This is a genomic window from Paenarthrobacter sp. AMU7, assembly GCF_041200195.1.
Lineage (GTDB): Bacteria > Actinomycetota > Actinomycetes > Actinomycetales > Micrococcaceae > Arthrobacter.
This window is the reverse complement of the sequence record NZ_CP165735.1, coordinates 1,597,214-1,610,665: the sequence shown is the minus strand read 5'-3', so window position 1 is coordinate 1,610,665 and position 13,452 is coordinate 1,597,214. Positions and strand designations below refer to the sequence as shown.

Below are 13,452 nucleotides of genomic sequence, written 5' to 3'. Positions count from 1 at the left end.
TCTCCCCATGACTTACCCCAGCCCCCACCTGTCCCGCCGCCAATTGCTGGCCGCAAGTGCCGCCGTCGTGGTCGCCTTCTCTGCCGCTTCCTGCACGCAAACGGAAGGCCCGACGGCGGCCCCCACCCCGGGCGGGCACCGTCCGTCCCCTTCGGATCCATGGCGGCCCGTCGCACACCTGACGGCTGGGAAGAACTGGCTCAACGACCCCAACGGCCTCGTCTACCACGACGGCACCTACCATGCCTTCTACCAGTACAACCCGCACGGCAACTCGTGGGGCAACATGTCCTGGGGCCACTCCACCAGCAAGGACCTGGTGCATTGGGAAGAGCAGCCCGTAGCCATGGAGGCGAGCCCCGACGAAGAAATCTTCTCGGGCTGCATCGTGGTGGATTCGAACAATGCGTCCGGCCTTGGCTCGGCAGAGAACCCGCCCATGGTGGCCCTGTACACCAGCGCTTATGGCAAGAACGGCGCCCTCCCCGAGGGCGCGCAGGCGCAATCGATCGCGTTCAGCCTGGACAGCGGCTCCACCTGGCAGAAGTATCACGGCAACCCCGTGCTGAACCTCGACCCCACCAACAACAATTTCCGCGATCCCAAAATCACTTGGTACGAGCCCGGCCGCTACTGGGTGATGACCACCGTAGTGGCCGACGCCCAAGTAGTGAAGATGTTCAAGTCCACAAACCTCCTCCGCTGGGAGTTCCTCAGTGACTTCTCCGGAGTCGGCGCCCAAGGTGGGCTCTGGGAAGTACCTGAACTTGTGCAGATGGATGTGGAGGACTCCACGGCCAGGAAGTGGGTCATGCTCCTCAGCATCAATCCCGGGGGCATCGCCGGCGGCTCAGGGATGCAGTACTTTGTGGGTGGGTTCGACGGGACCCGCTTCACCGCTGAAAACGCGGCTGCCGCTGATGCGCCGCTCGAGGATTCGCAGTGGCTGGACCACGGCGCGGACTACTACGCAGCAAACTCCATTTCCGGCGCGCCCGGGAACAAGCCCGTGCTCCTGGGCTGGATGGGCAACTGGGACTACGCCCAGGATGTGCCCACCACGCCATGGCGCGGTTCCATGGCCATTCCCCGTGAACTCACCCTGGTTCGGGGCGCGAAGGGGTTTGAGTTGCGATCGGCCATCGCCGGTGCCGCAAAGGAAACGCTGGAACGCTCCGGTGAAGTGAACAGCAAAAACCTCACCGTCGGGTCCTCACGCCAGGACCTGGGAGCGGACTTCGCAGCCCGGACCCAGCTGATTGAACTGGAAATGAACCTCGCCTCGGCGAGCGAGTCCGGCCTGATCCTCCGCCAATCCTCGGACGGCAAAGCCGGCCTCCGCATCTCCTACGCCAAGGAATCGCGCACCCTCAAGGTGGACCGGTCAGAGGCCGGGACCAGTAATTTCTCGGAGAAGTTCAGCCCGTTCCATGAGGTGAGGCTGCAGCCCTCCGGGAACGATCGCACCGTCCGGCTCACGATTCTCCTGGATGCGTCCTCGGTGGAGGTCTTCGCAGGCTCTGGAGCGGCGGTCATTTCAGACACGTTCTTCCCGGACTGGGACAACACCGGATCGTCAGCGTTCAGCCTGGGCGGCGACACGGACTTCACCATCACTTCCCACTCGCTCTAAGGCCCGCCGAGGAGTGAGATCCCACCCTTTACAACCGCATTTAAGGTTGGGATCTCACTCCTCGTTGCTCGTTCTCGGCTCATTGAGGATAGTTTTGACCCTATGACATCCAGCGATGCCGCATTTGAACAGCTGCTCACCGACGCCCGCGAGTGGGCCTCCCAGGATCCAGACCCGGCGACGGCCGCTGCCCTGGAGAAGCTGGCCGACCTCGCAAGCGGCGGTGATGCGGGAGCAGCCCAGGAACTGGGCGACAGCTTTAACGGCACCCTGCAATTCGGCACAGCCGGCCTCCGCGCAGCGCTCGGCCCGGGGCCAAACCGCATGAACCGCGTGGTCGTCCGCCGGGCCGCGGCGGGCTTGGCGGCCTTCCTCACCGAAACGGTAGCTGCCGCTGCGCCGGGAACCCGGCCTCGCGCCGTCGTCGGCTTCGATGCCCGCTACAACTCGGACATTTTCGCGGAAGAAACTGCGGCGATCTTCACGGCGGCAGGCATCGAGACGTTCCTGATGCCGGCAGCTCTTCCGACGCCGTTGCTCGCCTACGCGGTCAGGAACCTGGATTGCGACGGCGGCGTGATGGTGACAGCCAGCCACAACCCGCCGCAGGACAACGGCTATAAGGTCTACCTGGGACGACATGCAGTGTCGGAAAGCGGGCGCGGATCCCAGATCGTCGCGCCGTACGACGCAGAGATAGCCGCCCGGATTGAAGCCGTGGGTGCCTTGGACTCCATCGAACTGGCAGACAGTGGGTGGACAGTGCTGCCGACGGCCATTGCCGCCGACTATGAATCCGCCATGGCCGGCCTGGTGGATCGTGAACACTTCCCCGCCAGGGACCTCAAGATCGTCCTGACGCCCATGCACGGTGTGGGCGGCGAAACGGCTGTCTCCGTCCTGAAGACAGCGGGTTTCACGGATGTAACCCTCGTGGCCGAACAAGCCGAGCCGGACCCGGACTTCCCCACAGTCGCGTTCCCCAACCCGGAGGAGCCCGGCGCACTGGACCTGGCCCTCGCGGCCGCCGCAGACGCGGGTGCGGACATCGTTTTGGCCAACGACCCCGACGCCGACCGGGCTGCGGTCGCCGCGTTGGATCCCTCGACGGGGTCCTGGCGCATGCTCCGGGGCGATGAAGTGGGTGCGCTGCTGGGTGCCCACATTGTGGCCCGAATGGCAGTCAGTGATGGCGAAGAACCCCGTGACGGCGTCTTCGCGAACTCGATCGTTTCCTCGCGGCTGCTGTCGCGGATCGCCGCGGCCGCAGGGTACAAGCATGAGGAAACGCTGACGGGCTTCAAATGGATTTCACGGGTTCCCGGCCTCAGCTACGGATATGAGGAGGCACTGGGCTACTGTGTGGCACCGGATCTGGTGCGCGATAAGGACGGCATTTCAGCTGCAGTCCTGATCGCGGAACTGGCGGCCGCTGCCAAAGCCGAGGGCAAGACGATCTTCGACACCCTCGATGACCTCTACCTGGTGCACGGCCTGCACGCCAGCGATCAGTTGAGCATCCGGGTAGCGGACTTGGGACTCCTGGATGCCATGATGAACCGCCTGCGGGTCAACCCGCCGGAAGCGTTCGGTGGCTCCGCCGTCGAGGTCTTCACTGACCTCGCCGAAGGAAGCGAAGCCTTACCGCCCACAGACGGTCTGTTGTACCTCACCCGGGACCAAAGCCGGGTCATCATCCGGCCTAGCGGCACGGAGCCCAAACTCAAGTGCTACCTGGAAGTCATTCAGGCCGTGGACTCCGCAGCGGAACTCCCCGCTGCCCGCCAGGCAGCGCGGACATCGCTGGACGACGTCCTCAGGGATGTCCGCGAAGCACTGGGCCTTTAGGAAGCATGGGCCTTTAGCCGGCTTGGCTTAGAGTTCAACCTCGATAAAGCCGTCCACCAAACGGGTGGCGAAGACATCGAGCCTCAGTTCGGGGTTGGTGAAGCACTCCCCGGTTTCGAGGTCGTAGACCTCTTTGTGGAGCGGCGATGCGATGGTCGGCCGGCTTCCGCGGGATCCAATGATGCCGCGCGCCATGACGTTGGCCAGTGTTGCCGGGTCCTGCTGTGCCACAGCGAATACTTCGGTGGGCGTAGTGCGGAACAGGGCAACCTGGCGGCCGGCGATCAGTGCCGCTTCGCCCCAGGCGACTTCGAGCTCATCCACCGGGCACACGACGTGCCACTCGCCGGTGGTGGTCAGATCCTCGGCACGGTCCAGAATTACGGTCATTTCAGCCCCTCTCACTGTGTCCGGGTGGTGGCTGTTCCCACCGTCAATCCCCCGGACCGGGCCACGCTTGCGGCCGCTCTTCCACGCTAGGACCCGGGTGTTTCGTCAGGTGTCCGGGTTTGTGTCCAACGCGTAAAAGAGACCTCACACCCCGCGAAATGCGGTTGTGATGCAGAAGTTAAGATCACGAAACAAAAGGGAAACTGAAGCGAAACTGCCCGTCCCTAGGCTGGAACCACAAGTTGCGACAGATCCGTCTGCAACATCTGCGAAAGGCCCACCAGTGACCGGACACACTTCAAGTACAGAGAACCCGCGCCGCGTCGTCGTCGTCGGCGGCGGGCCCGCTGCCCACCGTTTCGCTGATGCCATGGTCAATCGCGGTCTTGAAGGTTGGCAGGTTACGGTGCTGACCGAAGAGGCACACCTCCCCTACGACCGCGTAGCGTTGAGCAAAGCCCTCACGGAAACCGATGTTGACCTCACCTTGGGGGAAGCGTCCATGTGGGACCACGAGGCATTGACCCTCAAGACCGGCGAGCGCGCCGTCAAGATTGACCCGGTGGCCAAGAGCGTCCTCACCGCCGCGGGGAACAAGTACGAATACGACCACCTGGTAGTGGCCTCGGGCTCGGACGCTGCCCGTCTCCCTATTCCCGGGGCTGAACACACCCACGTTTACCGCACGCTCGACGACGTGTGGGCGATCAACAGGGCCATTGCCGGTCTTCGCGAAAAGCTGGGCCGCAAGGTCAACGCCGTCACCATTGGTGGTGGACTGCTGGGACTTGAGTCCGCTGCCGGTACCGAGCAGTTGGGCGCCACTCCGATCGTCATCAACGGCGCTCCGTGGCTCATGAATACCCAATTGGACGAGGGAGCCGGCCAGTCTCTGGGTCGCCTGATCGAGGCAAAGGGCTTCGAAGTCCACGGTGGCGTCTTCCCTTCGGAGGTGGTGACGGACGACGACGGAAACGTCACCGGTGTCCTCATGGCTGACGGCCGCACTATTGATGCCGACCTCGTGATTGTTGCCATTGGCGTCAAGCCCCGTGATGATCTCTTCCGCGCCGCAGACGGCGAGGAACAGCTCTTCAGCCTGGGTCAACGCGGCGGCGTGGTCATCAACGACTTCTGCGCCACCGAAGTGGACGGCATCTGGGCCATCGGCGAAGTGGCCAACTTTGAAGGCATGTGCCTTGGCTTGGTAGCACCCGCCAACACCATGGCCGAGATCGTTGCGGACCGCCTGCATGGTGGCGAAGCGACGTTCCCCGGCTTTGACACTGCCACCAAGCTCAAGTTGTCCGGCGTGGACGTTGCCAGCTTCGGCGACGCCTTTGCCCGGACCGAGCACTCCCTGGAAATCGTCTACGCCGACCCCGCACGTGGCGTCTACCAGAAGATTGTCACCACAGACGATGCCAAGACCCTCCTGGGCGGCATCTTCGTGGGCGACGCTTCCCCCTACATGAGCCTCCGCCCGCTGCTGGGACGCGAGCTCGCGGCAGAGCCCGGTGCATACTTGAGCGCCGCCGGTGGCGGCGAAGCTCCCGAGACCGAACTGCCGGACGACGCCATCCTGTGCTCCTGCAACAACGTTGCGGCCGGGACCATCCGGGACACCATCAACGGATGCGGAGCATGCGAAGGCGATGCTCCCGTCCAGGAACTCGGCGAACTCAAGGGCTGCACCCGTGCCGGCACGCAGTGCGGTTCTTGTGTCCCCATGCTGAAGAAGCTCCTCGAGGGCGAACTGACGAAGTCCGGCATCGAGGTCTCCAAGGCGCTGTGCGAGCACATCAGTCTCTCCCGGCAGGAACTGTTCGACGCCATCCGCGTCCTGGAACTCACCTCCTTCGAAGAGATCATGGCCAAGTACGGCACCGGTGCCGGCTGCGATATCTGCAAGCCGACCATCGCCTCCATCCTGGCCAGCCAGCACTCGGCCTACGTCCTGGATGCCGGCCGCGGCTCCCTTCAGGACACCAACGACCGCGCCTTGGCGAACATGCAGAAGGACGGCACGTATTCGGTGGTCCCCCGCATCGCCGGTGGTGAGATCACGCCCAAGGGCCTCGGCGTCATCGCCGCAGTTGCCGAGAAGTACAACCTCTACACCAAGATCACCGGCGGCCAGCGCATTGATATGTTCGGTGCCCGCCTGGAGCAGCTCCCGGACATCTGGAAGGAACTGGTGGACGCCGGTTTCGAGTCCGGCCAGGCCTACGGCAAGAGCCTCCGTACAGTGAAGTCCTGTGTTGGATCCACCTGGTGCCGTTTCGGTGTCCAGGATTCGGTAGCCATGGCCATCGCTTTGGAGCTTCGTTACCGCGGCCTCCGCAGCCCGCACAAGCTGAAGATGGGCGTGTCCGGTTGCGCCCGCGAATGTGCCGAAGCCCGCGGCAAGGACGTGGGCGTCATCGCCACGGCCGATGGCTGGAACCTGTACGTCGGTGGCAACGGTGGTGCCACTCCGGCCCACGCCCAGCTGCTGGCCAAGGACCTGGACGACGAAACGCTGCTCAAGTACATCGACCGCTACCTCATGTACTACATCCGCACCGCTGACCGCCTCCAGCGCACCGCGCGCTGGCAGGAAGAACTCGACGGCGGCATCAAGCACGTCGAGGAGGTAGTGGTCAACGACTCCCTGGGCATCGCCGAAGAGCTTGAAGCGGCCATGGCCAAGCACATCGACACCTACGAGGACGAGTGGGCCGAGACCTTGAAGGACCCGGAGCGCCTCCGCCGTTTCCGTTCGTTCGTCAACGCCCCCGACCAGAAGGACGAGTCCATCTCCTTCGTTCCGGAGCGCGGCCAGATCCGCCCGGCCACCAACGAGGAAAAGGGCGGCGTGCTCATCGCTTCCACCATCCCGGTCCGCAGCGAAACCGTCGGCGCAGGAAACTAGGGGTTCACCATGCAGCTCACCATTGATCTCACCGGCCGTGACGTCCTTGTCACGGGATCGGAAAAGTCCGCCCGCCAGGCCATCCGCCGCTATCAGAGCGCCGGTGCCAACGTGTACCGGCTGAGCACCCCGGAAGGTGTACCGGGCGACGGTCAACTTCCGGAGCGCCCGTTCCTGGTGGCGATAGTGGACGACGGCGACGCAGGGTGGCTGCCGCTGGTGGAACGCTGCCGCGATGCGGGGATACCTGTCGCGTTTGAGCCGGCACCGGGCGCCGACGGCCACGTGACCTTGGTGGGCGGAGGTCCAGGAGCCTTGGACCTGCTCACGGTTGGCGCCGTGGACGCCCTGCGTGATGCCGATGTGGTGTTCTACGACCGTCTGGCCCCGTACCAGGAGCTGGCCGACCTGACCTCGGCCGAACTCGTGGATGTTGGCAAGCAGCCGGGCCTGCACAAGGTGACCCAGCGTGACATCGAGAAGCTCATGGTGGAAGCTGCGCTGCTGGGCAAGAACGTGGTCCGGCTCAAGGGCGGCGATCCGTATGTATTTGGCCGAGGCGGCGAGGAAGTGGCCGCCTGTGTTGCGGCAGGCGTCCCGGTGCGGGTGATATCCGGTGTCACCAGCGCCATCTCCGTTCCCGCCGCAGCCGGGATCCCGGTCACGCACCGCGAAGTCAGCCACATGTTCACCGTAGTGTCCGGCCATGCCCCCTTGACCGAGAAGGAACACACCCACCTTGCCGGACTTGGCGGCACGATTGTGGTCCTCATGGGCATTGGTACCCTTCCCCAGCTTGCAGCAGGGCTGCGCCGGGCAGGCATGGACGCGGACATGCCCATGGCTGTGGTGGAACGTGGCTACCGCCCGGGGCAGCGCACCACCATCGCTGATCTGGGTACGATCGAAACAGCTGCCACAGGCTGCAGCAACCCGGCCGTGCTGGTCATCGGCGAGGTGGTCCGGGTGGCTGAAGCCAACCGCAACCATGCAGAAGCATCCGCTGAACTGAGCCGCCTGGCGGCTTCGCTCCTTGAAGCCTGAAGGTAAAAACACATGACTGTTGCACGCGCCATCGAAGTCCACGACGCTACTGCCGCTCCGGAGGTTTCCGAAGCCGTCGACGCCCCGCTGGACGGATTCCGAATCGGCGTCACCTCGCACCGCCGCTCCCGTGACCTCATTGAGGCACTGGAGCGTCGCGGTGCCAGCGTGTTGCACGCCCCCGCTTTGAAGATCGCCCCTGTGCAGGAAGACATGGTCCTCATCGAGGACACCCGCACCATCATCGCGGCCAAGCCGGACATCTGCATCGCCACCACCGCCTACGGCATGCGCCGCTGGTGCGAAGCCGCCGATTCCTTCGGTATCGGCGAGCAACTCCTGGAAACCCTGTCCGCCTGCCGCATGTTCGTCCGCGGCCCCAAGGCCCGCGGTGCCGTGCGCGCTGCAGGACTTGCCGACGTCGGGATCAGCAGTGACGAAACCACCGCCACGCTGGTGGATATGCTGCTGGTCGAGGGCGTGCGCGGCAAAACGGTCGCCGTGCAACTGCATGGATACACCGATGTCCGCCAGCTGGAACGGCTGCGCATGTCCGGCGCCACGGTCCTGACCGTGACCCCGTACCGTTGGGTGAAGCCCGACGGCGAAGACAAGCTGCCGCGCCTGATCGAGGCAGTGGTGGGCGGCAACCTGGACGTACTGACGTTCACCAGCGCTCCGGCCGTAGACGCCATGTGGAGCACAGCTCACGAAATGGGCCTGTACCGCCAGCTCATCGAAGCCCTTAAAGGGCCCGTCACTGTTGCCGCTGTTGGGCCGGTCACCGCACTACCACTGGTCGACGCCGGGCTGACGCCACTGATCCCGGACCGTTACCGCATGGGCGCACTGATCCGTTTGGTGACCGAACACTTGTCCCTTAACCATGTACGCCGGTTGGAGACCAAGAGCGCCACGATCGAACTGCGCGGGCGCTGCCTGCGGATCAACGGTGAGGTGGTGGACCTGGCACCGGCTCCCCTGCTGCTCCTGCGGGCACTGCTCGGCGCGGGCGGAGCGGTACTGTCCCGGGAAGCGCTCTCGGACCTGCTGGACCTGCGCGGTTCTGTGCATGCCCTGGACATGACGGTCAGCCGCCTGCGTTCCTCGCTGCCGGACGGCAAGCTCGTAGAGACCGTCGTGAAGCGAGGGTACCGGCTGCGCGCGTAGCCTCCCGGTCTCTACGAGGTGGCGGCTCCCACGTCAGGCCGCCTTTACCAAGGGAAGTTCATCCCAGTTGGTGGTGTACCGGGGGCTGAGCATGTCGCGTTTCATGGACCAGTCCGGTCCTCCCTTGATTCCAGCGTGCCCCAGACCTATGGAGCCGCGGCCGTACCGCTTGCTGACTTGCTCCAGCAGGGGGCCGATGCCACGTTCTTCGTGCCGGTTCTCGAAGATCTCCAGGGGCTTCTGGTTGCCGCTGGGACGGAGGTCAGTAACCATGATCCCGGCCTTGGCGTACCTCACGCCTTCCTGGATCCTTGGAACCAACGCATGCGCTGCCTTGGTCAGCAGCACGGGATCCGAAGTGGGCATGGGCAGTTTGACGTTAACGGTGGGAAACGACTTGTCGTTGGGGTTGTAGACCGATGTGGCAGCAAAGGCCGTCAACAGCTTTGCTTGGAGGTCATGTTTGGCCAGCCTGGCACTGGCCATCTGTCCGTAGATACTGAGCACCTGCCGCAGCTGCGCCGCCGTCGTGATCGGCGTGGAAAAGGAGCGGGAGAAGATCAACTGGTCCCTCCCGATCCTTTCCTCCTCCATCGGGATGCACGGGGTACCCTGCAATTCCAGCACCGTGCGCATCATGACGATGGAGAACTTGTCCCGCAAAGCCACGGGGTCAGCCCGGACCAGGTCCAGGATGGAGAAGATCCCCATGGCATTCAGACGTTTGGTCAGCCTGGTGGCAACACCCCAGATCTCCATCACGGAGAGCCGTGCCATGAGTGCTTCACGGTGGGCTTCTGGAATCGAGTCCCACCGGCACACTCCGTTGAAGCCCGGATTGTGTTTGGCCCATTTGTTGGCCAGCTTGGCGAGGGTCTTGGTTCTGGCGATACCTACGCAGACCGGAACCCCCACGTGCCGTTGGCACGCCGCTTTAATGGTGCGTCCCAACTCCAGCAGCTCTTCGGGCTGCCCTTTCACTCCGAGAAACGCCTCATCAATGGAGTAGACCTCCTGCCACGCCGAGTAGCGGGCCAGGAGCTCCATGACACGGGAGCTGATGTCCCCATACAGTTCGTAGTTGCTGGAGAGGGCAATGAGCCCCCATTCCTTGGCCCGTGGAGCAAGTTTGAACCATGGCTCCCCCAGCCCGATCCCCAGCTTCTTGGCTTCCGGAGACCTGGTGACTGCACAACCGTCGTTGTTGGACAGCACGATCAGCGGCTTGCCCTCCAGCGAGGGATTGAACGCACGCTCGGCCGACGCATAGAAGCAGTTGATATCCACGTGGGCGATCTCCTGCATCTGATGCATGAGTGCTGGCTTGGACATCGTCCTCCTCCTCCGTTCGGCCTTAGCACGCACGCTGCTGTTCCCCTGCAGGACACGCCGCGCATTCGAACAAACATTCGAATACCTTTACTGTACTGCCACGCACCGACAAGAATGCCGCCGGTTTAGTGAGCGGCATCAATCAGGTAGTTACACTGCGGGTGAGCGGCGTTCGAGCAGGAGTGTGTCGCGCCACTGGCCGGCGGCGGGACCGTAGGTCATGCGGGCGATGCGGCTCCTGTGTCCGATGACCCGGAAACCGGCGGATTCGTGGATCCGGAGGCTGGACTGGTTCTCCGGGAAGACGCTGGATTGGATAGTCCACACCCCGTCGCGCTCGGTGGAGTCGATGAGTGCCTGCAAAATGGCTTTGCCCAGACCGAGGCCGCGGGCTTCGGCCGCCACATAAATGGAGTGTTCGACCACGCCCGCGTAGGCAGTCCGGGACGAGACGGCGGAGACGGCGGCCCAACCCAGAACGCCCCGTCCGGGCGCTTCGGCGACGATCCGGTGCGCCTTCAACCTGGAGGTGTCGAAGGTTTCCCAATCGGGAGCCTTTTCCTCAAAGGTGGCGTGCCCCGTCTCGATGCCTTGCTGGAAGATGCGCCGGACAGTGGGCCAGTCGGCTTCCTGCATGGGCCGGACATCAAAATCACGGCTCATAGGGCAGTGAGGACTCCGGCGACGTCATCCAGGGCTCCGGGGACCAGCGAGTAGTACGCCCAGGTGCCGCGCTTTTCGCGATGCAACAGACCGGCCTCGACCAGGATCTTCAGATGGTGGGAGACGGTGGGTTGACCCAGATCCAGCGGTTCGGTGAGGTCGCAGACGCAGGACTCACCGCCGTCGGCGGCCTTGACGATGGAGAGCAGGCGCAGCCGGTTGGGATCCGCCAGCGCTTTGAACACGAGGGCCCGGCGCTGCGCTTCTTCAGCGCCAAGGGCTGGGGTAGCTGGCGGGCAGCAGATGGTCTGCGTGTCCGGTTCGAGCAAGGGCAGCGAGGTCATCTACCTATTATGCCGCAACATTGACATTCATCAATGTTTAGGCCGGCGGGACTACTGCTTGGCCGCTTCTACGGAGTGAGGGATGACAACGTCGGCGGCGGCCCGGCCGGCATGTGGGAAAAGCAGGAGCAGGATTCCAACGCCAACAGCCGCACCGAGGACCTGGACGGCGAGGAATGGTGGAACGGAACCCGGCGCAATGCCAGCGAAAGTGTCACTGAAGATACGGCCGATGGTCACTGCCGGGTTCGCGAACGACGTGGAGGACGTAAACCAGTACGCAGCGCCGATGTAGGCACCTACAGCCGGGGCGGCCATAGCGCCGCGTTTGGTGGCCGCAAGGGAGAAGATCAGCAGGACCAGACCGGCAGTCGCGACCACCTCGGCCAGCAGATGACCCGCCGTTGCCCGCCCCTTGGTCGAGATGGACGTACCCACCTCAAACATCGCGTTCGCCAAGACACTGCCACCGATGGCACCGGCAATCTGGGCCAGGACGTAGAGGCCGAGGTCCGGCAAGGACAAGCCGGATCCGCCGCGCCGTCCGAGGAACCAGTCCACAATGGAGACAACCGGGTTGAAGTGGGCGCCACTGACCGGCCCGAACACCAGGATCAACACCGTCAGGCCAAGCACCGTGGCCGTGCTGTTTTGCAGCAACTGCAGGCCTGTGTCATTGGGCGAGAGCTGGGCTGCGGCGATTCCGGAACCAACGACGATGGCAACGAGCAGGCCGGTGCCGAGGAATTCAGCGATGGCACGGCGCCACAGGGGCGGCTGGAGTGAAGTCATGCCAACAGCTTGACGCATGGAATTAACTCAGTCAAAATTGAATCAATGAATATTGAAGCAGTCGACACATTCCAGGCACGCGTGGCCAGGCACGCAGCCCTTGCCGATCCGGCACGCCTGCGTATCATGGACCTGCTGACCCTGGGCGACTTCTCGCCATCGGAACTGCAGGCCGAACTGGGCATGCCCGCCAACCTGCTCTCCCACCACCTCCGCACCCTGGAGGAAGCCGGCCTGGCAACCCGACACCGCTCCGAAGCCGACAAGCGCCGCAGCTACCTCCGCCTCGCCACCGGCGCCCTCAGTGGGCTCGTGCCCGGGGCGGCACATACAGCAAGCCGTGTCCTGTTCGTCTGTACGCGCAACAGTGCCCGCTCCCAGCTGGCCACCGCCCTGTGGCGGCAGGTCAGCGACATCCCAGCAGCCTCGGCCGGAACGCGCCCCGCAAACCGCATCGCCCGCGGAGCCATCGAGACCGCCCGGCGTCATGGGCTGGACCTGCCCGACATCGCACCGCGCACCCTGGAAGAGGTTGCGGAGGAGGCCGACCTGGTAGTGACCGTCTGCGACAACGCCCACGAAGAACTGACCGGGCTGGGCGGAATCCATTGGTCCGTGCCGGATCCCCTCCGCCTGGACACTACGGCCGCCTTTGACCGTGCCTTCGATGACATCACCCGCCGGATCAACGACCTCGCGCCACGCATCACCGCCGCCTGACCATCTGGCAGCATTGAAATATTGACATTCATCAATCTATCGTCCGATACTCGCTATATCGACCATCATCAATGTTCGCTACGGAGAGCTTCGTGCTCGGGCGCACCGCTTCAAACCAGCCACCCGTTCACACAACCATTCCAGGAGAGAAACCCGTGAGCTACGAAACCATAAAGAAGCCCTCTGTCCTCTTCGTCTGCGTCCACAACGCCGGACGTTCCCAAATGGCCGCAGCGTTCCTGACAACCCTTGGCAAGGGTGGGATCGAAGTCCGCTCCGCAGGCTCCCAGCCCGCCGACAAGGTCAACCCGGCCGCCGTCGAAGCCATGGCCGAACTGGGTATCGACATGTCAGCCGAAATCCCCAAGGTCCTCACCACCGAGGCCGTCAAGGAATCCGACGTCGTCATCACCATGGGCTGCGGCGACGAATGCCCATACTTCCCCGGCAAGCGCTACGAAGACTGGGTCCTGGAAGACCCCGCCGGCCAAGGCGTGGACGCCGTCCGCCCGATCCGCGATGAAATCAAGACCCGCATCGAGGGCCTGATCGCCTCCCTCGTCCCGGCTGCCAAATAACCCACTTTTTCGAGCACCAGGAGA

The 13,452-nt window shown here is 63.9% G+C and carries 12 protein-coding genes; 7 read left to right on the top strand and 5 right to left on the bottom strand.

The window, feature by feature from the left end:
* Positions 1-7 precede the first annotated feature (7 nt).
* Entirely contained in the window at positions 8-1,633 is a 1,626-nt protein-coding gene (locus ABQM86_RS07480; protein ID WP_369746300.1) for a glycoside hydrolase family 32 protein, read from the top strand.
* A 102-nt stretch (positions 1,634-1,735) separates the two neighbouring features.
* On the top strand, positions 1,736-3,481 hold the full coding sequence (locus ABQM86_RS07475; RefSeq protein ID WP_369746299.1) for a phospho-sugar mutase: 1,746 nt from the start codon (positions 1,736-1,738) through the stop codon (positions 3,479-3,481).
* A gap of 27 nt (positions 3,482-3,508) precedes the next feature.
* Here ABQM86_RS07475 and nirD read toward each other — a convergent pair whose 3' ends face one another.
* Positions 3,509-3,871: a nitrite reductase small subunit NirD gene (gene nirD / locus ABQM86_RS07470; protein ID WP_280627562.1), complete on the bottom strand. Its 363-nt coding sequence runs from the start codon at positions 3,869-3,871 to the stop codon at positions 3,509-3,511.
* 283 nt (positions 3,872-4,154) lie between these two features.
* Here nirD and nirB point away from each other — a divergent pair, with 283 nt between their 5' ends.
* Genes nirB through ABQM86_RS07455 form a run of 3 tightly spaced genes read left to right on the top strand, consistent with a single transcriptional unit; the run spans position 4,155 to position 8,999 of the window.
* Positions 4,155-6,785, top strand: coding sequence for a nitrite reductase large subunit NirB (gene nirB, locus ABQM86_RS07465; protein WP_369746298.1), 2,631 nt, complete (start codon positions 4,155-4,157; stop codon positions 6,783-6,785).
* Positions 6,786-6,794: 9 nt separating this feature from the next.
* Positions 6,795-7,829 carry a uroporphyrinogen-III C-methyltransferase gene (gene cobA / locus ABQM86_RS07460; RefSeq protein ID WP_207596871.1) on the top strand — a complete coding sequence of 345 codons (1,035 nt, stop codon included), beginning with the start codon at positions 6,795-6,797 and terminating at the stop codon, positions 7,827-7,829.
* A 12-nt stretch (positions 7,830-7,841) separates the two neighbouring features.
* Entirely contained in the window at positions 7,842-8,999 is a 1,158-nt protein-coding gene (locus ABQM86_RS07455; RefSeq protein ID WP_207596870.1) for a uroporphyrinogen-III synthase, read from the top strand.
* Positions 9,000-9,032: 33 nt separating this feature from the next.
* Here ABQM86_RS07455 and ABQM86_RS07450 read toward each other — a convergent pair whose 3' ends face one another.
* From ABQM86_RS07450 to ABQM86_RS07435, 4 genes are all read right to left on the bottom strand, one after another.
* Positions 9,033-10,331 carry a Y-family DNA polymerase gene (locus tag ABQM86_RS07450; protein ID WP_207596869.1) on the bottom strand — a complete coding sequence of 433 codons (1,299 nt, stop codon included), beginning with the start codon at positions 10,329-10,331 and terminating at the stop codon, positions 9,033-9,035.
* A 150-nt stretch (positions 10,332-10,481) separates the two neighbouring features.
* On the bottom strand, positions 10,482-10,994 hold the full coding sequence (locus ABQM86_RS07445; RefSeq protein ID WP_369746297.1) for an N-acetyltransferase family protein: 513 nt from the start codon (positions 10,992-10,994) through the stop codon (positions 10,482-10,484).
* On the bottom strand, positions 10,991-11,338 hold the full coding sequence (locus ABQM86_RS07440; RefSeq protein ID WP_369746296.1) for an ArsR/SmtB family transcription factor: 348 nt from the start codon (positions 11,336-11,338) through the stop codon (positions 10,991-10,993). The genes ABQM86_RS07445 and ABQM86_RS07440 overlap by 4 nt, the downstream gene beginning before the upstream one ends.
* A gap of 51 nt (positions 11,339-11,389) precedes the next feature.
* Positions 11,390-12,130: an aquaporin gene (locus tag ABQM86_RS07435; protein ID WP_369746295.1), complete on the bottom strand. Its 741-nt coding sequence runs from the start codon at positions 12,128-12,130 to the stop codon at positions 11,390-11,392.
* 45 nt (positions 12,131-12,175) lie between these two features.
* On the opposite strand from ABQM86_RS07435, the gene ABQM86_RS07430 reads away from it, so the two are divergent.
* Positions 12,176-12,850 carry a helix-turn-helix domain-containing protein gene (locus tag ABQM86_RS07430; RefSeq protein ID WP_280627556.1) on the top strand — a complete coding sequence of 225 codons (675 nt, stop codon included), beginning with the start codon at positions 12,176-12,178 and terminating at the stop codon, positions 12,848-12,850.
* Positions 12,851-13,005: 155 nt separating this feature from the next.
* Complete coding sequence (locus ABQM86_RS07425) at positions 13,006-13,428, top strand: arsenate reductase ArsC (RefSeq protein ID WP_207596865.1); 423 nt, start codon at positions 13,006-13,008, stop codon at positions 13,426-13,428.
* Positions 13,429-13,452 lie beyond the last annotated feature (24 nt).